This window comes from Bradyrhizobium sp. BR 10261, assembly GCF_019455395.1.
Lineage (GTDB): Bacteria > Pseudomonadota > Alphaproteobacteria > Rhizobiales > Xanthobacteraceae > Bradyrhizobium > Bradyrhizobium manausense.
The window spans coordinates 162,947-185,689 of record NZ_JACOFQ010000007.1 but is presented as its reverse complement, the minus strand read 5'-3'; the positions used below and the strand labels follow the sequence as shown (position 1 = coordinate 185,689).

At 63.9% G+C, this 22,743-nt stretch carries 21 protein-coding genes; 5 read left to right on the top strand and 16 right to left on the bottom strand.

Translation table 11 applies throughout. The features are described from left to right. Window positions 1-156: 156 nt before the first annotated feature. The 5 genes from HYH07_RS10485 to HYH07_RS10465 all read right to left on the bottom strand — a co-directional run bounded on the left by HYH07_RS10485 (window position 157) and on the right by HYH07_RS10465 (window position 4,866). A complete protein-coding gene (locus HYH07_RS10485) occupies window positions 157-888 on the bottom strand; it encodes an amino acid ABC transporter ATP-binding protein (RefSeq protein WP_220002416.1) in 732 nt (243 codons plus the stop codon). Between the two features lie 13 nt (window positions 889-901). Beyond that, window positions 902-1,594 carry an amino acid ABC transporter permease gene (locus HYH07_RS10480; protein ID WP_220002415.1) on the bottom strand — a complete coding sequence of 231 codons (693 nt, stop codon included), beginning with the start codon at window positions 1,592-1,594 and terminating at the stop codon, window positions 902-904. 4 nt (window positions 1,595-1,598) lie between these two features. Beyond that, the gene (locus HYH07_RS10475) at window positions 1,599-2,330 is read right to left on the bottom strand and encodes an amino acid ABC transporter permease (RefSeq protein WP_220002414.1); all 732 of its coding nucleotides are present in this window, start codon (window positions 2,328-2,330) and stop codon (window positions 1,599-1,601) included. 155 nt (window positions 2,331-2,485) lie between these two features. Further along, window positions 2,486-3,439 (bottom strand): amino acid ABC transporter substrate-binding protein, encoded by a 954-nt coding sequence (locus HYH07_RS10470; protein WP_228749366.1) that lies wholly within the window; start codon window positions 3,437-3,439, stop codon window positions 2,486-2,488. Window positions 3,440-3,480: 41 nt separating this feature from the next. Next, window positions 3,481-4,866, bottom strand: coding sequence for a M20 family metallopeptidase (locus HYH07_RS10465; RefSeq protein ID WP_220002412.1), 1,386 nt, complete (start codon window positions 4,864-4,866; stop codon window positions 3,481-3,483). A gap of 261 nt (window positions 4,867-5,127) precedes the next feature. On the opposite strand from HYH07_RS10465, the gene HYH07_RS10460 reads away from it, so the two are divergent. Next, window positions 5,128-6,507, top strand: a complete 1,380-nt coding sequence (locus tag HYH07_RS10460) for an LLM class flavin-dependent oxidoreductase (RefSeq protein WP_220002411.1) — start codon at window positions 5,128-5,130, stop codon at window positions 6,505-6,507. A 150-nt stretch (window positions 6,508-6,657) separates the two neighbouring features. Here the strand turns inward: HYH07_RS10460 and HYH07_RS10455 are convergent, their stop codons facing one another. From HYH07_RS10455 to HYH07_RS10440, 4 genes are all read right to left on the bottom strand, one after another. Next, window positions 6,658-8,319, bottom strand: a complete 1,662-nt coding sequence (locus HYH07_RS10455; RefSeq protein ID WP_220002410.1) for a thiamine pyrophosphate-binding protein — start codon at window positions 8,317-8,319, stop codon at window positions 6,658-6,660. A gap of 259 nt (window positions 8,320-8,578) precedes the next feature. Continuing rightward, a complete protein-coding gene (locus HYH07_RS10450; RefSeq protein WP_220002409.1) occupies window positions 8,579-9,082 on the bottom strand; it encodes a GFA family protein in 504 nt (167 codons plus the stop codon). Between the two features lie 248 nt (window positions 9,083-9,330). Continuing rightward, complete coding sequence (locus HYH07_RS10445) at window positions 9,331-10,458, bottom strand: alkene reductase (RefSeq protein WP_220002408.1); 1,128 nt, start codon at window positions 10,456-10,458, stop codon at window positions 9,331-9,333. Between the two features lie 118 nt (window positions 10,459-10,576). Continuing rightward, window positions 10,577-12,073, bottom strand: a complete 1,497-nt coding sequence (locus HYH07_RS10440; protein WP_220002407.1) for an aldehyde dehydrogenase family protein — start codon at window positions 12,071-12,073, stop codon at window positions 10,577-10,579. A 186-nt stretch (window positions 12,074-12,259) separates the two neighbouring features. Between HYH07_RS10440 and HYH07_RS10435 the strand changes: the two genes are divergently transcribed. Next, complete coding sequence (locus HYH07_RS10435) at window positions 12,260-13,105, top strand: SDR family NAD(P)-dependent oxidoreductase (protein WP_220002406.1); 846 nt, start codon at window positions 12,260-12,262, stop codon at window positions 13,103-13,105. A gap of 9 nt (window positions 13,106-13,114) precedes the next feature. Here HYH07_RS10435 and HYH07_RS10430 read toward each other — a convergent pair whose 3' ends face one another. The 6 genes from HYH07_RS10430 to HYH07_RS10405 form a co-directional block, all read right to left on the bottom strand. Continuing rightward, window positions 13,115-13,321 (bottom strand): hypothetical protein, encoded by a 207-nt coding sequence (locus tag HYH07_RS10430; protein ID WP_027562959.1) that lies wholly within the window; start codon window positions 13,319-13,321, stop codon window positions 13,115-13,117. Between the two features lie 94 nt (window positions 13,322-13,415). Then, window positions 13,416-13,829: a Rieske (2Fe-2S) protein gene (locus HYH07_RS10425; protein ID WP_220002405.1), complete on the bottom strand. Its 414-nt coding sequence runs from the start codon at window positions 13,827-13,829 to the stop codon at window positions 13,416-13,418. A gap of 7 nt (window positions 13,830-13,836) precedes the next feature. Further along, window positions 13,837-14,949, bottom strand: coding sequence for an amidohydrolase family protein (locus HYH07_RS10420; protein WP_220002404.1), 1,113 nt, complete (start codon window positions 14,947-14,949; stop codon window positions 13,837-13,839). A gap of 14 nt (window positions 14,950-14,963) precedes the next feature. Then, window positions 14,964-16,028 (bottom strand): amidohydrolase family protein, encoded by a 1,065-nt coding sequence (locus tag HYH07_RS10415; RefSeq protein ID WP_220002403.1) that lies wholly within the window; start codon window positions 16,026-16,028, stop codon window positions 14,964-14,966. 207 nt (window positions 16,029-16,235) lie between these two features. Then, a complete protein-coding gene (locus tag HYH07_RS10410; protein ID WP_220002402.1) occupies window positions 16,236-16,511 on the bottom strand; it encodes a YiaA/YiaB family inner membrane protein in 276 nt (91 codons plus the stop codon). 40 nt (window positions 16,512-16,551) lie between these two features. Further along, on the bottom strand, window positions 16,552-17,247 hold the full coding sequence (locus HYH07_RS10405) for a PspA/IM30 family protein (protein ID WP_220002401.1): 696 nt from the start codon (window positions 17,245-17,247) through the stop codon (window positions 16,552-16,554). A 101-nt stretch (window positions 17,248-17,348) separates the two neighbouring features. Between HYH07_RS10405 and HYH07_RS10400 the strand changes: the two genes are divergently transcribed. The 3 genes from HYH07_RS10400 to HYH07_RS10390 all read left to right on the top strand — a co-directional run bounded on the left by HYH07_RS10400 (window position 17,349) and on the right by HYH07_RS10390 (window position 21,318). Further along, the gene (locus tag HYH07_RS10400) at window positions 17,349-17,957 is read left to right on the top strand and encodes a TetR/AcrR family transcriptional regulator (protein WP_220002400.1); all 609 of its coding nucleotides are present in this window, start codon (window positions 17,349-17,351) and stop codon (window positions 17,955-17,957) included. 130 nt (window positions 17,958-18,087) lie between these two features. Continuing rightward, a complete protein-coding gene (gene hydA / locus HYH07_RS10395; protein ID WP_220002399.1) occupies window positions 18,088-19,542 on the top strand; it encodes a dihydropyrimidinase in 1,455 nt (484 codons plus the stop codon). Between the two features lie 153 nt (window positions 19,543-19,695). Next, on the top strand, window positions 19,696-21,318 hold the full coding sequence (locus HYH07_RS10390) for an ABC transporter substrate-binding protein (protein ID WP_220002398.1): 1,623 nt from the start codon (window positions 19,696-19,698) through the stop codon (window positions 21,316-21,318). Here HYH07_RS10390 and HYH07_RS10385 read toward each other — a convergent pair. Next, window positions 21,315-22,658, bottom strand: a complete 1,344-nt coding sequence (locus tag HYH07_RS10385; protein ID WP_220002397.1) for a glycoside hydrolase family 3 N-terminal domain-containing protein — start codon at window positions 22,656-22,658, stop codon at window positions 21,315-21,317. The two genes, HYH07_RS10390 and HYH07_RS10385, sit on opposite strands and share 4 nt — an antisense overlap. Window positions 22,659-22,743 lie beyond the last annotated feature (85 nt).

The following is a 22,743-nucleotide window of genomic DNA, read 5'->3' as shown; positions in this document are numbered from 1 at the left end:
TTTGGGGCGCTTATACGCGAAACGGGGGCACCAAGCACCCTCGTTTCGTCATTCCGGGGCGGCGCGTAGCGACGAACCCGGAATCCATCTCACGCCATGGACTGCCGCCCGATGGATCCCGGGTTCGCGCGATGCGCGCCCCGGGATGACGACGGCTTAATGCGACAGAATCTTCGACAAGAACTTCTGTGCGCGGTCGCTTCTCGGCTTGCCGAAGAAATCGTCCTTCGGGGCGTCCTCGACGATCTCGCCGCGGTCCATGAAGATGACGCGGTTGGCGACCTTGCGGGCAAAGCCCATTTCGTGGGTCACGACCATCATGGTCATGCCTTCGCGGGCGAGATCGACCATGACGTCGAGCACCTCGCTGACCATTTCCGGATCGAGCGCCGAGGTCGGCTCGTCGAACAGCATCACGATCGGGTCCATCGCGAGCGCGCGCGCAATGGCGACGCGCTGCTGCTGGCCGCCGGAGAGCTGTGCCGGAAATTTCTGCGCCTGCTCCTTCAGGCCAACGCGCTCCAGGAGCTGCATGCCCTTGGCGACCGAATTGTCGTGGGCCCGGCCCAGCACCTTCTCCTGCGCAAGGCAGAGATTGTCGATGATCTTCAGATGCGGGAACAGCTCGAAATGCTGAAAAACCATGCCGACGCGCGAACGCAGCTTCGGCAGATTGGTCTTGGGATCGTTGACCTTCGTGCCATCGACACTGATGTCGCCGCTCTGGAACGGCTCCAGCGCGTTGACGCATTTGATCAGGGTCGATTTGCCCGAGCCCGAGGGGCCGCAGACCACCACGACCTCACCCTTGGTAACGCTGGTGGTGCAGTCGGTCAGCACCTGGAATGTCGGGCTGTACCATTTGTTGACGTGGCTGATTTCGATCATGACCGGCTTTACTCTAGCGGATGATGGCGATGCGCGCCTGGAGGCGGCGGACGCCGAAGGACGCGATACAGGAAATGGTGAAGTAGACGATTGCGGCAAACAGGTACATCTCGACCAGACGGCCGTCGCGCTGCGCGACCTTGCTGGCGGCGCCGAGGAAGTCGGTGATCGACAGCACGTAGACCAGCGAGGTGTCCTGGAACAGCACGATGGTCTGCGTGATCAGCACCGGCAGCATGTTGCGGAACGCCTGCGGCAGCACGACGTAGCGCATGGTCTGCGCGTAGGTCAGGCCGAGCGCGCTGGCCGCGGCCGGCTGCCCGCGCGAGATCGACTGGATGCCGGCGCGCATGATCTCGGAGAAATAGGCCGCCTCGAACATGATGAAGGTGATCAGCGAGGAGGCGAACGCGCCGACGCTGATGGGTCGCGACGCTCCGGTCAGCCACTGTCCGATATAGGGCACCAGAAAATAGAACCAGAAGATCACCAGCACCAGCGGCAGCGAGCGCATGAAGTCGACATAGACGCCGGCGATGCGGCCGAGCACCTTGTAGCCGGACAGCCGCATCAAGGCGATCGCCGTGCCGAAGACGAGGCCGCCGAGTGCTGCGAGGCCCGTCAGCATCAGCGTGAATGTCATGCCCTCGTAGAACAGGTAGGGCAACGCGCGGATGATGACGCCGAAATCGAAATTGCTGAACATGGCGCTATTTCCCCGTGATGTAGCCGGGGATCGCGACCCAGCGCTCGAGGAAGCGCATCGCGGTCACGACGACGGCGTTGACGAGGAGATAGAGGATGGTCGCGGCCGTGAAGGCCTCGAACACCTGGAACGAGAATTCCTGCATCGAGCGCGCCTGCCCGGTCAGCTCGATCAGGCCGATGGTGATGGCAACCGCGGTGTTCTTGATGGTGTTGAGAAACTCGGAGGTCAGCGGCGGCAGGATGATCCGGAACGCCATCGGCAGCAGGATGTAGCGATAGCCCTGGATGGTGGTCAGCCCGAGCGCGGTGGCGGCCATCTTCTGCCCGCGCGGCAGCGAGGAGATGCCGGCCTGCAATTGGATTGCGACACGAGCCGACATGAAGAAGCCGATACCGATCGCCGCCGTCCAGAACGGGGCGTTCGGCAATTGCTTCAGCCACAGGCCGGCGGGCTTCGGCAACAGCTCCGGCAGCACGAAGAACCACAGGAACAGCTGCACCAGGAGCGGCATGTTGCGGAAGAACTCGACCCAGCAGAAGCCGAACCAAGTCGCCGCCTTGGACGGCAGCGTTCGCATCACGCCGACGATCGAGCCGAAGATCAGCGCGATGATCCAGGCGAGCACCGCCGTCTTCAGGGTCAACACCAGGCCCGACAGCAGCATGTCGAGATAGGTGCCGGTCCCCATCGGATTCGGCTCGAAGAAAATTCCCCAGTTCCAATGGTAGTTCACGTGTCCCCCGCGCGAACGCGCCCGTCAGAGGTGTCCCGGGCGCTTATGCAAATGTCCGGCCACTCCCTCCAGAATGGCCGGATTTTTTTACCTCTCCCCGCATCCGGCTGCGCCAAGGTTTCGGCGGACAAGAGCAGGGAGAGGCGAACGGCATCTTACTTGTAGTCGTCCGGATTCGGCGAGTCCGTCGGCTTGGCGAACTCGTTCTTCAGCTCGGGCGAGATCGGCGTGTTCAGGTTCAGGCCCTTTGGCGGGATCTTCTGGGTGAACCATTTGTCGTAGATCTTTTCGCCTTCGCCAGAGGTGTAGAGCGCAGCCGTTGCCGCATCGACCACCTTCTTGAAGGGCGCGTCGTCCTTGCGCAGCATGATGCCATAGGGCTCGGGCTTGGAGAACGCATCCTTGGAGATGGCGTAGTCATCGGGCGACTTCGAGCCGGCGACGAGGCTGGCGAGCAGGATGTCGTCCATCACGAAGGCGACCGCGCGATCGGTCTCGACCATCAGGAAGGCTTCGGCGTGATCCTTGGCCGGGATGATGTTGGCGCCGAGGCCCTTTGAGACATTGGCTTCGGTGAGCTGCTTGATGTTGGTGGTGCCGGCGGTGGACACCACCGTCTTGCCCTTGAGGTCGTCGATCGACTTGATGCCGCTCGACTTCTTGAAGACGTAGCGGCTGGCGGTCAGGAAGTGGGTATTGGTGAAGGCAACCTGCTTCTGGCGCTCGGCATTGTTGGTGGTCGAGCCGCATTCGAGGTCGATGGTGCCGTTCGCCATCAGCGGGATGCGCGTGGCCGAGGTCACCGGGTTGAGCTTGACCTCAAGCTTGTCGAGCTTGAGCTCCTTCTTCACGGCGTCGACGATCTTGTAGCAGATGTCCATCGCGAACCCGACGGGCTTCTGGTTGTCGTCGAGATAGGAGAACGGGATCGATGAGTCGCGGAAGCCGAGCGTGATGGCGCCGGTGTCCTTGATGTTCTTGAGCGTGCCGGTGAGCTCCTCGGCCCCAGCCTGGCTCACAGCAAAGGTGGCGACCAGCGCGAGGCCGATGTGACGGAAATGTTTCACTTTTTCTCCCCTTTCGGATGATGCGGCCGGATGCAAGCACATCTCGGGCCGGATTAGAATGTGACTTTCGGCTGGATGCCAGCTCAGGTTAACGGGCGCGGTAATTCACCGAGATCCCAGAACAAGCCGGCCATGACCGTCAAGGCCTCTTCTGTCAACGGCAGCAGAATGTGCTCATTGGGCGCATGCTGGGAGCAGCCAGGATAGGAGTGCGGGACCCAGATCGTCGGCAGGCCCAGAATTTCCGAAAACACGTCGTTCGGCAACGAGCCGCCGAAATTCGGCAGCACCGCCGGCGCCTTGCCGGTGGTGTTGTGGACCGAGTCAGCCGCCCATTTGATCCAGGGGCTGTCAAAATCGGTGCGCGAGGCGGCGAAGCTCTGGGCCGCCCGCACCTCGACCATCGGAAAGCCCTTTGCGACGAGGTGCGCCCGGATAGCATCGATCAGGCCATCGACCTTGGTGCCCACCACGAAACGCAGTTGCAGCACGGCGTTGGCATGGCCGGGAATGGCGTTGGCCGGCTTCTCGATATTGCCCGACGACATCGCCAGCACTTCCAGCGTGTTCCAGGCATAGAGCCGCTCGGCCGCGGACAGCCCCTCCTCGCCCCAGTTCTCGGCAAGCTGTGGCTCGTCCGCGGTCGGCACCACCTGCACGTCCGCAAGATAGCTGCGGATCTGGTTGGTCAGCCGCGGCGGCTTCAAGGCCCCGAACTGGAGACGACCATGGCCGTCGACCAGCGTCGAAATCGCATTGACCAGGATGGTCGCGGGGTTGGCGAGCACGCCGCCCCAATTGCCGGAATGGTTGCCGCCGTCGCGCAAATTCACATCCAGATGAACGCGGATGCCGCCGCGGCAGCCCAGAAAAAGAGTCGGCCGATCCGCCGACAGCCGCGGGCCGTCCGAGGCCATGAACAGATCGGCCTTGAGCGCATCGCGATTGAGATCGCAGACCTTGCCGAGATCGGGCGATCCGATCTCCTCGCCCATCTCGACGATGAACTTGGCATTGAAGCCGAGCTTGCCGCCGCGGGCCTCGCGCACCGCGCGAAGCGCTGCCATGTTGATGCTGTGCTGGCCCTTGTTGTCGGCCGTGCCGCGGCCGTAGAGGCGAATGCCCGCCTTCGTCGTGCGCCAGGGATCGCGGCCCTCGCGCCACTCGCCTTCCATGCCGTCGACGACGTCACCATGGCCGTAGACCAGCACGGTCGGCGCGGACGCGCTCTCGTGATGCTCGGCAAACAGGAACGGCGACTTGCCGCTCGGGGATTCGACGATGCGGCTCTCGAAATCGAGCGCGGCAAAGGCCGGTACCATCTCCTGTTCCAGATAGGCGCGCAGCTCGGGACCGCGCGAGGCGTTCTGGCTCTCGGTCTTGTAGGCGACGCGGCGGTCGAGTTCGGAGAGGAACGCACCGGAATGGAAGTCGTCCCGGGCGCGGGCGATGGCGTCGGCTCTGGTCATCAGTATCGTCTTCAACGTCCTGGAACGAGGCAGCGTAGCGGACTACGCGGACGCTCGAAAGTGGCGGGGCTTGCGATTTCGTTCTTGCTCTCTTGAGCCTGACTTGCCAAGGGCGGGTGTGCCGCCGATTTTGGCCTTGCCAAGCTCGAGACTTCTATTCTTGGCCCTTGCCAAGGGCCAATTATATGCAAGAACTTCGCCAAGTTGGGGCGCACGTCTACCATTCAAAGAGCGCTCAGTACAGGGCGCCGAGGGACCAGCATGGCCAAGCAAATCAGGCTCAACGCATTTGCGATGAACTGCGTCGCGCATCAATCGCCCGGGCTGTGGACCCATCCGCGCGACCGCACCGCCGAATATAACCGCCTGCCCTACTGGATCGATCTCGCCAAGACGCTGGAGCGCGGCCGTTTCGACGGGTTGTTCCTGGCCGACGTGCTCGGCGTCTATGACGTCTATGGCAACAGCCCTGACGCAGCCTTACGCAATGCAGCACAAACGCCGTCGAACGAGCCGCTGCTGCTGCTCTCGGCGATGGCGGCGGTAACGAAAAATCTAGGCTTCGGCGTCACCAGCAATCTCTCCTTCGAGCCGCCCTACCCGTTCGCGCGGCGGATGTCGACGCTCGACCATCTCACCGAGGGCAGGATCGGCTGGAACGTCGTGACAGGCTATCTCGACAGCGCCGCGCGCGGCGCCGGCAAGGACAAGCAGACCGGACACGACGACCGCTACGACATCGCCGACGAATATATGGAGGTGGTCTACAAGCTCTGGGAGGGAAGCTGGGAGGACGACGCCGTGCTGCGCGATCGCAAACGCGGCATCTTCACCGATCCCTCAAGGGTTCATCGCATCAACCATGAGAGCGCGAACTACCGCGTCAACAACACCATTCATCTGAGCGAGCCGTCGCCGCAACGCACGCCCGTGCTTTATCAAGCAGGCACCTCGCCGCGCGGCCGGCAATTCGCGGCAAAACACGCCGAATGCGTATTCATGTCGGGACCCTCGGCCAAGATCATCGCGCCGCGCGTCGCCGCGATCCGCGAGGAGGCCGCCAAGCTCGGCCGCAACCCGGCCGAGATCCTGATGTTCAGCATGATGACGATCATCCTCGGCAACACCGAGGCTGAAGCCGCGGCGAAATATGCCGACTACCGCTCGCATATCAATCCGGAAGGCGCGCTCGCCCTGATGTCGGGCTGGACCGGCATCGACTTCTCCGGCTACGAGCTCGACCAACAGGTCCGTCACGTCCAGAACGATGCCGGCCGCAGCGCGCTCGACAACGTCACCCGCGGCGACCCCGACCGCCTCTGGACCGTGCGCGATGTCATCGAGCATGTCGGCATCGGCGGTGCCGGCCCGGTCGTGGTCGGCACGCCCGAGAGCGTCGCCGACAAGATCGAGGACTGGTTCGAGAGGACCGACGTCGACGGCCTCAACGTTGCGTTTGCGATCTCGCCCGGCGATTTCGAGGATATCAGCGATATGCTGGTGCCGGAGCTGACCAGGCGCGGGCGGTACAAGAAGGACTACGCCAAGGGCACGCTGCGGGAAAAGCTGTTCGGCGACGGCCGGGCGCGGCTGAATGCGCCGCATCCGGCGGCGGGGTATAGGGTGGGGAGGAAGGAGTAGTCGCCGCACACGCGCTGTCATGCCCCGGCTTGACCGGGGCATCCAGTACGCCGCGGCCTGTCGAGTAAATCACGACTGCCTCGGAGTACTGGATCGCCCGATCAAGTCGGGCGATGACAGCTGAGAGTGTGGCGGCATTCGCACGACCGCCTACACCTTCCCGTCCACCATCACCTCGATCAGCTTCGTCCCCGGCCGGCCGAACGCCGACGTCAGCGTGGCCTTCAGTTCGCGGGGATCGCTGACCTTGATCGCCTCGCAGCCGAGCGCCTTCGCGGCGCCCGCAAAATCGACCGGCGGATCGACGAAATCCATGCCGACATAATTGTCGTCGCCATGGAAGGCCAGCAGGCGCTGCTTGATGATGCGGTAGCCGCCATTGTTGGCGATGACGACGTTGAGCGGCAGCTTGTGATGCGCGGCGGTCCACAGCGCCTGGATCGAATACATCGCGCTGCCGTCGCCGGAGAAGCACACCACCGGGCGATCCGGATTGGCGATGCTGGCGCCGACCGAGGCCGGCAGGCCCCAACCGATGCCGCCGGAGGCAAGGCCATGATAGCCATAGCGATCGCGGTGTGGACGCAAGTTGGTGATCTGGCGGCTCGAGGTGAGGCCTTCGTCGACGAGGATGGCATTGTCAGGCATCGCCTCGACCATCTGCAGCACGAGATAGTCAGGATCGATGGGGTTGCGGCGCGCGCTCTTGCCGATCTGCTCGACCAATGCGGCACGCCGCGCTGCCCAGTTCTTCGGCGCAAGCTCGGCCAGGCGCTGTTTCGCGCGGCTCGCCAGCGACGCGCCGCCCATCTCCTTCAGCACCGGGATCAGCGCGCGCAGCGTTTCCTTCACATCCGCCTTCAGCGCGATCTCGGCGCCGTAGTTCTTGGCGATCTCCCAGTCGACGAGACCGATCTGCACGATGCCGAGGCCATCAGGCAGCGCGTCGACTTCGCTATAGACCGACATGCGCAGGGGATCGCCGCCGAGCGCGATCAAGAGATCATAAGGCGCCAGCGTATCGCGCGCGACCTTCTGCACGCGGGCCAGCGTGCCGACGAAACTGGGGCTCTCCGAGAGGAAGTGCGCACCATAGGGCGTCGAGGATTGATAGGCCGCGGCGCCGAGCAGCTCGGCGAGTTCGGCGGCTTCCTTCAGCGCATCGCTCTTCACCACCTCGTCCATGGTGACGATGACAGGGCGCTCGGCCTTGAGCAGCCGTGCGGCAAATGCTCTGAGCGCGTCATCCGACGGCTTCACCCGCGTGTCGATGCGGGTGGTGCGACCGAGATCGATGCCGGCTTCGCTGTTGAGAATGTCACCAGGCAGCGAGATGAACACCGGCCCGGTCGGCGGCGTCATCGCGACCTTGGCGGCACGGCGCACGATGCGCGGAAGGTCCTCCAGCCGCGTCACTTCGACCGCCCATTTCACCAGCGGCTCGGCCATGCGCACCAAGGGGCCATAGAGCACCGGCTCCATCAGGCCATGACCCTGCTCCTGCTGGCCCGCGGTCAAGATCATCGGCGTGCCCGTGAACTGGGCGTTGTAGAGCGAGCCCATGGCGTTGCCGAGGCCCGGTGCGACATGGACGTTGCAGGCGACGAGCCTGCCGGAGGCGCGGCTGTAGCCGTCGGCGATCGCGACCACCAGGCTCTCCTGCATCGCCATCACATAGGTGAGGTCGGGATGGTCCTTCAGCGCATGCATGATCGGCAGCTCGGTGGTCCCGGGGTTGCCGAACAGATGCGTGATGCCCTCGTCCTTGAGCAGCGCGAGAAAGGCGGAACGGCCGGTGATCTTGTTCTTCATGTTTCCTCCAGGAGCGGACGTTGCCGCAAGGACGCAAGACATGATGGCCGAACTTTCGGGGCGCGCGCAAGGAAGCGCGGTCATGGCTGCGTTGCGCGTGAGCAGCGAACTGCGCTCTCGTGTCCCGGACGCGGGCGCAGCGCGTAGCGGTGCGGCGCAGAGCCGGGACCCAGATTCGCGCGGAGTTCGTTGATGCATGGCCCGGCTCGGCAGTGCGGCACCTCGCGCCGCACTGCGTCCGGGGTACGAGAGCGGGGCGTTACATCTCCTCGCGCCCGAGCTCGAATGGATCCTCGCCGCTAGCGCGCTTCTTCTTTTTCGAGCGCTGCCAGACCACGCCCGGAAAGCCCTTCAGCGGTACCAGCGGCTCGCCGGTATAGGCCCATTCCTGCAGCTCCTCGATAGCGATGTGATAGAGCGGTTGGCGCCCGGTGCGCTCTTTGAAGAGGGCGCGGGGAATATTGACCATGTGCGGGCCGCGCGGACGCTCATAAGTGATCGGCGTACCGCAATGCGAGCAGAAGCTGCGCGCGGTCTTGGTCGCCTTGTCCTCGTAGCGGGTCAGCGCGGTCTTGCCGGACGTGATGCGAAAGCGCTTCTTCCAGCTGCCGACATAGGTCGCGTAGGCCGCGCCATGAGCGCGACGGCTGGCGGCGGAATGATCGTGCCAGGCCCAGCGCGCGGGGACGTCGATCTCGAAGGTGACCTTGCCGCAAAGGCATTGGCCCGTAGCGGTTCCTGCGGCGGCTGCGGCTTTGGCCATGGTAGGTCTCTCCGTCATCATTGCGAGCGCAGCGAAGCAATCCAGACTGTTGCCGCGGAAAGATTCTGGATTGCTTCGCTGCGCTCGCAATGACGGAATTTGTGGGTGCGGTCGCGCAACAAATCAAGTCGGTCATTCCGGCGCGATGCGGAGCATCAAGCCCGGAATCCATTCCACCTCAAGGTATGCGGCCTGATGGATTCCGGGCTCGCGACTTCGTCGCGCCCCGGAATGACGGAGGAGAGTGTCTACGCCGGCGCCAGCTCGTCGTAAGCAGGGTAGTCCGTATATCCCTTCTCCTCACCGCCATAGAAGGTCGCGCGGTTGTACGGCGTGATCGGGTAGTCGTGCTCGAGACGCCGCGGCAGATCCGGGTTGGAGATGAAGATGCGGCCGAAGGCGATGATGTCGGCGTGGCCTTCGGCGATGGCGGCATTTGCGGTTTCGCCCGTGAAGCCGCCGGCGGTCATCAGCACGCCGCTATAGTGCGGGCGGAACAGCACCATGGCGGAGGGCACGTTCTCCCAATGAACGTCGGCGCGGCCGGCGCCGCTGGAGCGTGGTTCGATCAGATGCAGATAGGCGAGGCCGAGCTTGTCGAGCGCCTTCACCACATGGGTGTAGAGAGGCATCGGATCGGGCTCGGCGGAATCATTGGCGATGCCATGCGGCGACAGCCGCACGCCGACGCGGTTCGCGCCCCAGACGTCGATCGCGGCCTGCGTGACTTCGAGCAGCAGGCGCGTGCGGTTTTCGATCGAGCCGCCATATTGATCGGTGCGCTGGTTGCTGCGCGACTGCAGGAACTGCTCGAGCAGATAGCCATTGGCGCCGTGGATCTCGACGCCATCGAACCCGGCGGCGAGCGCGTTCTTCGCGGCCTGCCTGAAGGCCTCGACGATGCCCTTGACCTCGTCTGTCTCCAGCGCGCGCGGCGTCTCGTAATCGGCGATCTTGCCGTCGGCCGTCATCGCCTTCATGCCCTCGGCCCTGATCGGGATCGCCGAGGCCGAGACCGGAAGCTCACCGCCGTGAAAGGAAGAATGCGAGACGCGGCCGACATGCCAGAGCTGGAGGAAAATGATGCCGCCCTTGGCGTGCACGGCATCGACCACTTTGCGCCAGCCGGCGACTTGCGCCTCCGTATAGATGCCCGGCGTTGCCGGATTGCCGCGGCCCTGGGAGAGCACCGGCGAGGCTTCGGCGATGATAAGTCCGCCCTTCGTCGCGCGCTGGCCGTAATATTCGGCATTGAGCGGCCGCGGGGCGAAACCGTCGCGCTCGGCGCGCATGCGCGTTAGCGGCGCCATCGCGACGCGATGCGCAAGCTGGTACGGACCGACCTGCAACGGTTGAAACAACGCCGGAAACTTCATGGGGACCCCGAATAGCTATGGAAGGATGCGGAACATATAGCGAGGGGCAGCCACCGGAGAAGGAGCCGCCCCTCACAAAAGCAGACATTCCCTCGCGCGGAACGTGAGAGAACAAGCCTTACGCCGTCTTGATCCAGACGGCCTTCACGTTGAGATATTCCTCGACGTGCTGCTTGCCGGATTCACGGCCGTAGCCGCTCATCTTGTAGCCGCCGAACGGCACGGCCGGATCCATCGCCTGGTAGCAATTCACCCACACCGAGCCGGCGCGCAGGCGCTTGGCGACCGCATGCGCCTTGGTGACGTCACGCGTCCACAGGCCGGAGCCGAGACCAAAGGTGGTGTTGTTGGCACGCTTGACCAGTTCGTCCATGTCCTTGAACGCAATCGCGGAGATGACTGGGCCAAAAATCTCCTCCTGCGCGATGCGCATGTTGTCCTGGACGCCCGCGAACACCGTCGGAGAGACGAAGAAGCCTTTCGACAACGCACCTTCGGTGACGCGGCCACCGCCGGCGAGCGCTCGCGCGCCTTCCTTCTGGCCGATGTCGAGATAACCGGTGACGCGCTCGAGCTGCTGCTCGGAGACCAGCGGGCCGATCTGCACATTAGGATCGAGGCCGTTGCCGACCTGCAGCTTCTTGCCGAACTCGGCGACGCGGCCGACGAACTCTTCGTAGATGGCCTGCTCGACGAACAGGCGCGTGCCGGCGCTGCAGATCTGGCCGGAATTGGCGAACACCGCCATTGCCGCTCCCGGTACGGCGGCATCGAGATCGGCATCGGCGAACACGATATCAGGCGACTTGCCGCCGAGCTCGAGCGAGACGCGCTTGAGGTTGCCGGCCGACGCACGAATGATCGACTGTCCCGTGATATGCGAGCCGGTGAAGGCGACCTTGTCGACGTCATGGTGCGAGGCGAGCGCGGCGCCTGCGGTCTCGCCATAGCCGGGCACGACATTGACGACGCCGGGCGGAATGCCGGCTTCCATCGCGAGCTCGGCGATGCGCAGCGAGGTCAGCGGGGCTTCTTCCGCCGGCTTCAGCACCACGGTGCAGCCGGTCGCGATCGCCGGGCCGATCTTCCAGATCGTTGCGGTGAGCGGACCGTTCCAGGGAATGATGGCGCCGACGACGCCGACAGGCTCCTTCAGCGTGTAGGAGAAGATCTCGCCGGGCAGCGAGTTCTCGATGGTCTCGCCGTGAATCGCCGTGGTCTGGCCGGCGTAATAGCGCAGCATGCCGACGGCGCGCAGGCGATAGGCGCGGGTGCGACTGAGCGGTGCGCCCATGTCGAGCGTATCGAGCTGCGACAATTCGTCGAAATTCTTCTCGACGAGGTCGGCGAGCTTCAAGAGCAGGTTCTGGCGTTCGAACGGCTTGACCTTGCTCCAGGGGCCCTCGAAGGCGCGGCGGGCGGCCGCGACCGCACGGTCGATGTCTTCCTTGTCGCCTTCGGCAACGGTTGCGAGCAGTTCGCCGGTTGCGGGGTTATGGGTCTCGAAGCGCTTGCCGGACGCGGCATCCACCCACTTCCCGTCGATCAGCATTTGCTTGTAGGACCCGTTGGCGAACGGATGGCGCGTGATCGGAATAGCCTGCGACACAGCCATGTCTGCACTCCCTGCGTTTATGATTTTGATGGGCTCGATCTGGCCGGGATCGTTCGGTCAGGCAGAATACAGCGAGGCCTGAAAGGCGTAAAGTCGGCGGGGAACGAAGCCCTGCCATGCCGACTTGTGCAGGGTCGCGCGATGCCATGCTATAGCTCGATCAAGAGCAGATCCCGGAGAACAGCCATGCCGCATCCTGTCATCGCCGAGGGCAATGTTGCCGTGATCACCGGCGGCGCGTCAGGCATCGGTCTCGCCGCAGCTACGGCGTTCGCACGCGCCGGGATGAAGGTGTGCATCGCCGATGTCGATGAGGCGAGGCTGGCGGAAGCCGCAACAAGACTGTCATCGATCGCAGGCGCGGCGAACGTGATGACATCAGTGACCGACGTCAGCCGGACCGAGAGCCTGACGGAACTGGAACGCGCCGTAGGCGCGCATTTCGGCGGCACGGACCTCTTGATGAACAATGCCGGCATCCAGCCGGGCAGCACGATGTTCGGCGAGCCGGACCATTGGCAGCACATCATCGGCGTCAACATGTGGGGCATCATCAACGGCGCGCGCATCTTCGCGCCGAACATGATCGCGCGCGGCAAGGCAGGCCTGATCATCAACACCGGTTCCAAGCAGGGCATCACCACCCCGCCCGGCGATCCCGCCTACAACGTCTCCAAGGCCGGCGTGAAGACGTTTACCGAGGCGCTCCAGCACGAGCTGCGGAACACCAGGGATTGCCACATCACAGCGCATCTCTTGATCCCCGGCTTTGTGTTCACCGCCCTCACCGCCAAGGGCCGCACCGAAAAGCCTGATAGCGCCTGGACGCCGGAGCAGACGGTGGATTTCATGCTGGCGCGGCTTGAAGCCGGCGATTTCTACATCCTCTGCCCTGACAACGACGTGCCGCGCGCGCTCGACGAGAAGCGCATGCTGTGGGCCGCCGGCGACATCGTCGAGAACCGCCCGCCGCTGTCGCGCTGGCATCCGGACTACGCCGATGCGTTCGCGAAGTTCGTGAAGGACGGCTAAGCGAGACGCTTACAGCGTCTCTTGCTTGTGCCCGCAATTCTTGCAGGCGAACTTGACCCGGCTCTGGCCTTTTTCCGCCTGGACCCGGTTTGGCGCGCCGCATTTGCCGCAGACCGCCTCGATGCGGGTGGTGCCCTGCTTCACGACGATGGTTTTCTTTTCCATCGATTCGCGGATCAGGCGCTCGGCCTCTTCACGCAGGGATTGTTTCGACAAAGCTGGTCTCCGCCTCTGGAAGCGCGAGAGCCATATCGTAGTTGCGTTGGAATCACAATCGGCAAGCTGAAACATTGCGACCGACGGAGGGGTCTCAGACCTCGACAATCACATAGCTATCTTCGACATGGACCGGAAATGTCTCAGCGACATACGGCCCCTTCTGCAATTCCTCGCCGCGTTCCACCGCGACCGGATAGGACCGGATCTTGAACCGCTTCGGGTCGAACCAGGACTGGCCGTTGCGCATGTCGAACTCCCAGCCGTGCCAGGGACAGCGCAGCATCTCGCCAACGCGCGAGCGCTCATAGACGCCGGGCTCTGGCGAGGTCAGCCGCGCCACGCAAGCCGCTTTCTCCAGCGGCGCGCCTTCGTGCGGGCAGCGGTTGAGCAGCGCGAAGAACTCCCCGTTGACATGGAACACAACGATATCGCGGCCGGCGACATCGACGACCTTGTTGCCGCCGGGCGGGATCTCTGAAGTCGACGCGACGATGTGACGGGCCATACCAATCTCAGAACTTGTAGACCGCACGTGCATTGGTGCTGAAGATCTTCTTCCGCTCGGCCTCGGTCAGCGGCGTCTTGAAGGCGAAGCGCGGGTCATCGAAGTCCCAGTGCGGATAGTCCGACGAGAACAGCAGCCGGTCGATGCCAACCCATTCGATCAGCGCGCGCAGGTGCCGCGCCTCGTCGGGCTCATCGATCGGCTGCGTCGTGAACCAGAAGTTTTCACGCACATATTCCGATGGCTTGCGCCTGAGATGCGGCACCTCGCTGCGGAACCGCTCGAAATGCTGGTCCATCCGCCAGACCGCCGACGGAATCCAGCCGAAACCGCCCTCGATGAAGACGATCTTCAGTTTCGGGAAGCGCTCCGGCACGCCTTCGATCACAAGGCTCGCGAGCTGCGCCGCAATGGTGTGGGCGTTGGACTGGTGCTCCTCGACATAATAGGACGGCCAGCCGCCGCCGGTCGGCGCGTGGCCGCCATAGCCGCCGACATGGATGCCGAGCGGCAGGTCGAGCGCCTGGGCGCGCTCGTAGATCGGCCAGTAGCGGCGGCGCCCAAGCGGTTCGTTGGCGCGCGGCGAGACGTTGATCTGGATGTATTCGCCCGTTTTGGCGCAGCGCTCGATCTCGGCAATCGCCAGATCCACCCCGTCCTGCCCGACGAGGATCGAGGCCTTCAGGCGCGGATCGCGATGCGACCAGAACGCCAATTGCCAATCATTGATGGCGCGCTGAATTGCGGCGCCGAATTCGAGATTCTGCTGCGAGAAGATGAAGAGATCGAGCACCTGCAGGATGCCGAACTCGACATCGAGCGGATCGAGATGCTGCTTCTGCATGAAGGCGAGATCGGAGCCGGGTGGCCCGCCGGTCGGCGGCCAGGCATCACGCCGCGCGATCAACGGCGAGGAGCGCGGATAGGGCGTGGTGAAGAGATAGGGCGTGCGCAGATGGCTGCCATATTCCTTCATGTGCTGCTGCCAGCGTTTTGGCAGGAACTCGTTGAGATCATCGTGAGAATGCAGGCTCGGATGCACGTCGCAATCGACGATGCGCAGCCTCGAAGCAGCGGGCTTTTCGTCGTCGCGCAGCGGGCGGTCGATGACTTCACTCATGCGAACCTCCTGAACTAGTTAACCAGCGACAACCGCGGAAACGTCTCCAGCGGATTGTCGACGCACATTTTCGCAATGATGCTCTTTGGCAGATGCGGCGGGATCGGATCGTCGCCGTCGAACTGCCAATGCGGATAATCGGACGCGAACAGGAACATTTTTTCCGAGCCGATCTGGTCAATGATCTCCTCGACGCTTCTGGCATCACCGGGTGCATCGAACGGCTGCATGGTGACGCGGAAATTGTCACGGATGATCGCGGCCGGCTCGCGCTCGACCCAGGGCACCTCGACGCGCACGCCGCGCCAGGTCTTGTTGGCGCGCCACATGAAGGCCGGCAACCAACTCACGCCTGATTCCATCAGCACGACCTTGAGACCGGGGTATTTGCCGAACACGCCCTCATAGATCAGGCTCAAAATTTGCGCCTGAAACGCCTGCGCCTCGACGAAGTAATATTCGTAGCGGTGCGAGGGCCAGCCGGCCGAGCTCGGTGCCTGGCGATATTGCGTGCCGGCGTGAATCGCGAGCGGCAACTTGTACTTCTCGGCGAGCTGATAGACCGGCCAGAAATGCCGCCGGCCCAGCAAAGTCTCGCCCTGCGCCAGCACCAGGATGGACACGAACCTGTTGTCGCCGGCGCGGCGTTCGATTTCCTCGACCGCGAGGTCCGGCGCCTGCATCGGCACGACAATCGACGCGCGCAGGCGCGGGTCCAGCGACAGCCATTCGGCGGCGATCCAATCGTTGATGGCCTTGCAGAAGTCGGCCGCCATATAGGCATCGAACACGGCCTGGGCGCCGTAGAGCACGTTGAGGATGGCGTGGCTGGCGCCGAGCTGGTCGAAGGCGCCCTTCTGCACCATGGCGAGGTCGGAACCCGGCCTCGTGCCATTGGCCGGCCGCCAGTCGGCGCGGCCCGACAGCGGCATGCTGGGCGGATAAGATGTCAGATCGAGGCCGTCGATGGCGCGGCTGACCACCTGCTCTTTCCAGTGATCGCTGAGATAGGGCAGCAGCGTCGTGCGCGTGCCACCAACCGCCGGATGGATGTCGCAGTCGATCCGCGTCACCGCCATGGATGGTTCCTCGGGCCTTCTTTGTTGGCGGCGTTCTCTGCACCGCTTGTGCAGAGTGCTCCGGCCGATGCCATGGCGCAAGGCCGCAGACCTGTGCGATCCGTCATGGCTCGGTTGCATTTCGCAGGCGCGATATGCGGATCAAACGCGCGGTGGATGCGCCGGCGCCCACCGCGTCAGATTGCAAGCCGCTTCCAGGCGTTCGGTTCACGCGGCTTTGGAGACCTCCATCAGCAGCCGCTCGGCCTTGGCGTCCTCGATGCGGTTCATGAGTCGGCTGCTCTCGTGGTTATCACGCACGGTCTTGGTCAAGGTGACGCAGGTCTGGATCAGCATCACGATGCCCATGGTAAGGTAGCCCTTCATCCAGAGATCGATCGGCAGGAAGAAGACGCCGAGGCCGACGAGGAAGGCGGAGGCCGCGAAGGACACGTAAGTGAAGGTCACCCAGGCGCCACTGTGGGGTTGGCCGTTCTGGTTCATGGTCGTCTCCTGTTGGTTCCGATGATGAGTGGGCTCGAGATCAGGCAGTCGGTGTGCGCCTGGACTTCAACCGCGCCAGCACGTCCTCCGCAGTTGTCTTGAGCCGGGGGCCAAAGCCCTGCTCGGCGAGTTTTTCGGCGGTGGCGAGCGGGCCGTTGGCCGCATCAAGCTCGACCAGCGCATCGTCGGCGGCCTGAGCCTCGATCTGCCGCTCGCGCAGCCGCCGCAAGGTGCTCTCGGCCTCGGGCAGCGTCGACTCGTAAGGACGCGCTGCCTCGATGCCGCTGCGACGGAGCGAGCGCACCGCCTCCGAAGCGCGGGCGACACGGCGGCCGCGATCGAGCTCGGTGATACGGGCCTGCGCGATCGCGACATGGCGCTTCAACCGGGCAATCTCGGTTGCGAACAGCGCCCTCGCCGTCAGCGCCGCGTCACGGTCAGCCTCGAGGCCCGCGATGGCTTCGGCGGCCTCCTTGGCGAGATCCTCGCGGCCACCATCGAGCGCCGCCACCGCGCGGGTCTCGAGGTCGGCGATTCGGGCGTTAGTTGCTTCGAGCTTGCGGCCTTCCTGCTGATCCTGCGCGATCGCCAGCGCCAGCGTCCGCTTGCTGCGCTCGACGGCCGCAGCCGCATCGCGCATCTGCTGGTCGAGGATCAGCAAGGCCGAGCGGTCCTCCAGCTCCTCACCGGCGGCGGCCACGCTGCCGCGGAAAAGTGTGACAACGGTCTTGAACATTGCTTGCTCCCTGTTATGAGCATCGCTCACAGAAGCTTTGTAGCACATGTTGAGCATCGCTCAAGAAAAATTTGAGCGATGCTCACGAAATTGGTCGACACATGACTAAAGCCCTGGAGCGGCGAGAGAAATTGCGGACCGAACTGATCCTGGCAGCGGAGCGGATGATCGCGACCCGCGGATTGGCGGGGCTGAAAACCCGCGATCTTGCCAGCGAGATCGGCTGCGCCAACGGGGCGGTCTACAATCTCGTCGCCGACGTGGACGAGCTGATCCTGCGGGTCGGCTCCCGCACACTGCATCGACTGGACGACGCGCTCAGCGCCGCGGAAGCTATTGGCGAGCCCGCGCCGCAGGAGAGGCTGGTCCGCATCGCGATTGCCTATTGCGATTTCGCTGCGGAAAATCTCCAGCTCTGGCGCGCGCTGTTCGAGCATCGCATGGCGGCCGACAAGATCGTCCCGGACTGGTCCGTTGACGACCAGATGCGACTGTTCAGGCATATCTATGTGCCGCTCGCCGCTCTGTTTCCCGGACGCAGCCCGGAGGATCTCGGCATCACCGCGCGCAGCCTGTTCTCGGCGGTGCACGGCATGGTGGCGCTCGGACTGGAGCAGAAGCTGGTCGCCGTGCCGCTACCGGCGCTGCGCAAGGAGATCGCCGGCCTCGTGCGCGCGATGATCGACGGATTGATCGCGCGGGCAGCGTAGCGGTCGCGAGGCGTAGCGAGGCCAAGGGCGGAAATCCAAGGGCGGCGGTTGACTAAAATTTCGCCTGTCACATCATGCCCGGTGTGCTTAGTTTTGCCGCGTTTCGTCCTCCCCTCCTTTCGGAGTTCCCATGTCCCTCCTCATCCGCGGCGGCACCGTCGTCAATCATGATCATTCGCGCCGGGCGGACGTGCTGATCGAGGGCGATAGCATCGTCGCGATCGGCGCATCGATCGCAGCGCCGACGGGCGCGGAGATCCTCGACGCCGGCGGCGCCTATATCATTCCGGGCGGCATCGATCCGCATACCCATTTGGAAATGCCGTTCATGGGCACCGTCACCGCCGACGATTTCGAATCCGGCACGAAAGCGGCGCTGACCGGCGGCACCACCATGGTGGTGGATTTCTGCCTGCCCGATCCCGGCCAGTCGATGCTCGCCGCCTATCAGGAATGGCGTCACAAATCCGAGAAGGCGGCGAGCGATTACGGCTTCCACATGGCGGTGACGTCGTGGTCGAAACAGATCTATGACGAGATGGAGACCGTGGTCAAAACCTACGGCATCAACACCTTCAAGCATTTCATGGCCTACAAAGGCGCGCTGATGGTGAACGACGACGAGCTCTACAACTCGTTCGCGCGCTGCGCCCATCTCGGCGCCATGCCGGTCGTGCACGCCGAGAACGGCGACGTGGTCGCGCTGATGCAGGAAGCCTTGATCGCGCGCGGCGTCACGGGTCCGGAAGGACACGCCTATTCACGGCCGCCGGAGGTCGAGGGCGAAGCCACCAACCGCGCCATCATGATCGCCGACATGACGGGCACGCCGGTCTATATCGTGCACACCAGCTGCCGCGAGGCCCACGAGGCGATCGCCCGCGCGCGGGCCGCCGGCAAGCGCGTCTATGGCGAGCCGCTGATCCAGCATCTCTTGCTCGACGAGCGTGAATATCAGAACAAAAACTGGGATCATTCGGCGCAGCGCGTGATGTCGCCGCCATTCCGCGACAAGTCGCACCAGGACAGTCTGTGGGCAGGCTTGCAGTCCGGCTCGCTGCAAGTGGTCGCGACCGACCATTGCGCCTTCACGACGGAGCAGAAGCGGTTCGGCCTCGGTGACTTCAGAAAGATCCCGAACGGCACCGGCGGCCTCGAAGATCGCCTGGCGCTGCTCTGGACCGCCGGCGTGGCCACGGGTCGTCTGACCAAGGAAGAGTTCGTCGCGGTCACCTCGGCGAACATCGCCCGCATTCTCAACATCTATCCGCGCAAGGGCGCGGTCGCCGTCGGCTCGGATGCCGACATCGTGGTGTGGGATCCGAAGGCGACGAAAACCATCAGCGCAAAGCGGCAGATGAGCCGGATCGACTACAACGTGTTCGAAGGCTTTGCCTGCACCGGCGGTGCGGCCGCGACACTTTCGCGTGGTCGCATCGTTTGGAAGGATGGCGATCTGCGTGCCGAGGCCGGCGATGGCCATTATGTCGAGCGGCCGGCGTTCTCGCCGGTGCACGTCGCGAACTCGACCTGGAAGGAGCTGACCGCCCCGCGCGGCGTCGAGCGCGGAGCGGTGACGCCGTAGCGGGCCCGCGTCCCTCGACCAAGGTCCGAGCGCTGGTCGATTTCCTGTCCGAGGAGCTGAGATAGCGGCACGCAGATGCGACGCCGTGAAGCGCAGCTGATGGCATGCGCCTTGCCTCTTTAGGGCGCAGATCCCTACGCAAAAGAGGCTCCGATGAGCGCATCACCTTTTGATATCAATCGCCGCGATTTGGTGCTTGGCGGGCTGAGTGCCGCCGGTATCGCAGCATTTGCTCCACGTCTCGCCTCGGCGCAGGGGCGCAGCGAGACGCTGCTGGTGGTGCAGGAGCTTGGGCCGAACTCGCTGGACATGCAGGGCGTCGGCTCGAACCAGACGGTGAACGGCCTGTCCTGGAATTGCTATGACCGACTGCTGACCTACGCGTCGAAGACGCTGCCCGACGGCACATTATCTTACGACCGCGAAAAGCTCGCGCCGGAGCTCGCCGAGAGCTGGGAGGTGGCCGCGGACGGCATGTCCTGTACTTTCAAGCTGCGCAAGGACGCCAAATTCCACGACGGCACGCCGGTCACGGCCAAAGACGTCAAATGGTCATTCGACCGTGCGGTGAAGGTCGGCGGCTTCCCGACCTTCCAGATGTCGGCGGGCTCACTCGAAAAGCCGGAGCAGTTCGTGGTGGTCGACGATCACACCTTCCGCATCGACTATGTCCGCAAGGACAAGATGCTGCTGTTCAACGTCGCCGTCGTCGTGCCTTTCATCATCAATTCCGAGCTGGCGAAGAAGAACGCGACGGCGGAAGATCCGTGGGCGCTGGCGTGGCTGAAGAACAACGAGGCCGGTGGCGGGGCTTACAAGATCGAGAGCTGGAAGCCGGGCAGCGAGACCGTGCTGGCGCGCTTCGACGACTGGAAGAGCGGACCGCTGCCGAAGGTCAAGCGCGTCATCGCGCGCGACGTCCCCTCTGCCGGGACCCGCCGCGCCATGCTGGAGCGCGGCGATGCCGATATATCGAGCGGCTTTGCGCCGCGCGATTTCGAGCAGATCATCAGGGAGGGCAAGGTCAAGGTCTCGGCCGTGCCGATCCCGAACGCACTCTGGTACGTCGCACTGAATACGGCCAAGCCGCCATTCGACAATGCCAAGCTGCGTCAGGCCATCGCCTGGGCTATGCCTTATGAGCAGATCCAGAGCAGTGCCTTCTTCGGCCGCGCCGTTCCCATGTATGGCGGCGCGGCAGAGGTCTCAAAGCCGGTCTGGCCACAACCGTCTCCTTACGTCACCGATCTCGACAAGGCCAAGGCGCTCATGAAGGAGGCCGGTTTCGAGTCCGGCCTGGAGACGTCGCTGTCGTTGGACACGGGCACGGCCACCGTCGGCGAGCCGACCGCGATCCTGATCCAGGAAAGCCTCGCCAAGATCGGCGTCAAGACCTCAATTGAAAAGATCCCCGGCGCGAACTGGCGCACGACGCTGAACAAGAAAGAACTGCCGCTCGCGCTCAACCGCTTCAGCGGCTGGCTCGACTATCCCGAATATTACTTCTACTGGAATTTCCACGGCAACAATTCGATCTTCAACATCTCCTCCTACCAGAACAAGGAGATGGACGCGCTGATCGACAAGGCGCGCTTCACCACTGACGCCGCTGAGTACGACAGGTGCGTGAAGGATTTCATAGCGCTCTGCATGCGCGACGTTCCCGTCATTCCGCTTAACCAGCCAATCCACGACGTCGCCATGCAGAAAAGCGTCAGCGGCTACGAATTCTGGTTTCACCGCGAGCCGGACTATCGTCAGTTCGCGAAGGGTTAGTTCTTTTCGATCACGCGGACGGCGCCTGAAGCCGCCCGCGCCTGCGCGATCGGAAAACCCCGTTCCAGCCGCGCCGCGCTTGCGCGCAGCATGGCCGCATCGAGCTTGCCCTGCCGCGATCCGTCGAGCGCACAGCCGAAGATCCGGTAGAATTGCGCGCCGTCATAGGCGACCAGGAGCAGGTCGACGCCGGCGTTGACGGCCTCGACCACGGCTTTGCAGACGTCGTGCTGATAGATCGCACCCATCACGAGGTCGTCGGTCGTGACCAGGCCCTGGTATTTCCAAGTGCTGCGGATAATGCCATCGACGACACGTTTCGAATGCGAGGCGGGGCGATCAGGATCGACAGCAGTCAGTGTGATATGGCCGACCATCAGCGCACTGTGCGACTGCGACAGCACTTCGCGGAACGGCAGCCAGTCGGTCGCTTCCAGCTCCCTGACCGGCGTATCGAGGTTGGCGCTGAAATGGTGTGTGTCGGTGCGCACACGTCCGATGCCCGGGAAATGTTTGAGCGTGGCGCCCACGCCGGACGCTTCAAGTCCGCGAATGTAGGCAGTAGCGATCGTGCTGACGACGGCGGGATCTGTAGCAATCGCCCGCTGGCCAATCAGCGTATGAAAGTCGAGGCGGTTGCGGCGCTGCGGCGGCTTCAGATCGAGTACGGGCGCAAAGTTGAGGTTGACGCCAAGGTTGGCGAGTTCGCGGCCATGGATGCGGCCGAACTCTTCCGCCCTGGCCTGCTGGTCTTCTGGAGCAAGCCCGGAGAGCGTCGCCAGGGCCGGCACTTTGGTCAGCGGCGGCGCGAGATGGCCGACGATGCCGCCCTCCTGGTCCGCGGCGACGATCAGGGGCGGCAGGCCGGTAGCACGCCTGATATCTTGGAGCGCCGCGATCTCGGCACGCAGCGCATCGACCGACCGGCCACGGATGTTGTGCCGGGTGACGTAGATGCCGCCGATCAGACCCTGTTCAGCAAGGCGCGCGACCTCTGGAAAAGAGGAATAGCCGACCATGAAGTGCGACCCGAGCTGACGCGCCTCGACCGCGTCAGCGCCGAGCACGTCGAGCTTGCGCAGCTCGAAGCTGAAATGCGCCGCCGCCATCAGCATCGGCGGCAAGCACCAGAGCATGACGAGCAACCTGCCGGAAAGGCTGTGCCAGCGCCCGCGGCGAAGGAGCAGGATGGCGATCGCGATGCTCGCGATGATAAGCGCGATGTTTCCACCACCACGCAGCGGGACCAGATAAGGATCGTTCTTGTTCGCGGCCGCGAACGCGACGACAGGCGCGGCACACCATAGCAAGATCAGGCCGGTACGACGGAGGAATTGCATGATGCGTTACGTCCGAGGAATGGCGGATGATCCGCACCTATCAAAGCGATTTGCGCTGCGCGAGAGGCAAAAGCGCGCCTGCACG

What these genes read in the sequence shown, in the direction of transcription:
- HYH07_RS10485 (WP_220002416.1), bottom strand. Translation starts at nt 888, where the DNA reads ATGATCGAAATCAGCCACGTCAACAAATGGTACAGCCCGACATTCCAG.
- HYH07_RS10480 (WP_220002415.1), bottom strand. Translation starts at nt 1,594, where the DNA reads ATGTTCAGCAATTTCGATTTCGGCGTCATCATCCGCGCGTTGCCCTAC.
- HYH07_RS10470 (WP_228749366.1), bottom strand. Translation starts at nt 3,439, where the DNA reads ATGTGCTTGCATCCGGCCGCATCATCCGAAAGGGGAGAAAAAGTGAAA.
- HYH07_RS10465 (WP_220002412.1), bottom strand. Translation starts at nt 4,866, where the DNA reads ATGACCAGAGCCGACGCCATCGCCCGCGCCCGGGACGACTTCCATTCC.
- HYH07_RS10460 (WP_220002411.1), top strand. Translation starts at nt 5,128, where the DNA reads ATGGCCAAGCAAATCAGGCTCAACGCATTTGCGATGAACTGCGTCGCG.
- HYH07_RS10455 (WP_220002410.1), bottom strand. Translation starts at nt 8,319, where the DNA reads ATGAAGAACAAGATCACCGGCCGTTCCGCCTTTCTCGCGCTGCTCAAG.
- HYH07_RS10450 (WP_220002409.1), bottom strand. Translation starts at nt 9,082, where the DNA reads ATGGCCAAAGCCGCAGCCGCCGCAGGAACCGCTACGGGCCAATGCCTT.
- HYH07_RS10445 (WP_220002408.1), bottom strand. Translation starts at nt 10,458, where the DNA reads ATGAAGTTTCCGGCGTTGTTTCAACCGTTGCAGGTCGGTCCGTACCAG.
- HYH07_RS10440 (WP_220002407.1), bottom strand. Translation starts at nt 12,073, where the DNA reads ATGGCTGTGTCGCAGGCTATTCCGATCACGCGCCATCCGTTCGCCAAC.
- HYH07_RS10435 (WP_220002406.1), top strand. Translation starts at nt 12,260, where the DNA reads ATGCCGCATCCTGTCATCGCCGAGGGCAATGTTGCCGTGATCACCGGC.
- HYH07_RS10425 (WP_220002405.1), bottom strand. Translation starts at nt 13,829, where the DNA reads ATGGCCCGTCACATCGTCGCGTCGACTTCAGAGATCCCGCCCGGCGGC.
- HYH07_RS10420 (WP_220002404.1), bottom strand. Translation starts at nt 14,949, where the DNA reads ATGAGTGAAGTCATCGACCGCCCGCTGCGCGACGACGAAAAGCCCGCT.
- HYH07_RS10415 (WP_220002403.1), bottom strand. Translation starts at nt 16,028, where the DNA reads ATGGCGGTGACGCGGATCGACTGCGACATCCATCCGGCGGTTGGTGGC.
- HYH07_RS10410 (WP_220002402.1), bottom strand. Translation starts at nt 16,511, where the DNA reads ATGAACCAGAACGGCCAACCCCACAGTGGCGCCTGGGTGACCTTCACT.
- HYH07_RS10405 (WP_220002401.1), bottom strand. Translation starts at nt 17,247, where the DNA reads ATGTTCAAGACCGTTGTCACACTTTTCCGCGGCAGCGTGGCCGCCGCC.
- HYH07_RS10400 (WP_220002400.1), top strand. Translation starts at nt 17,349, where the DNA reads ATGACTAAAGCCCTGGAGCGGCGAGAGAAATTGCGGACCGAACTGATC.
- hydA (WP_220002399.1), top strand. Translation starts at nt 18,088, where the DNA reads ATGTCCCTCCTCATCCGCGGCGGCACCGTCGTCAATCATGATCATTCG.
- HYH07_RS10390 (WP_220002398.1), top strand. Translation starts at nt 19,696, where the DNA reads ATGAGCGCATCACCTTTTGATATCAATCGCCGCGATTTGGTGCTTGGC.
- HYH07_RS10385 (WP_220002397.1), bottom strand. Translation starts at nt 22,658, where the DNA reads ATGCAATTCCTCCGTCGTACCGGCCTGATCTTGCTATGGTGTGCCGCG.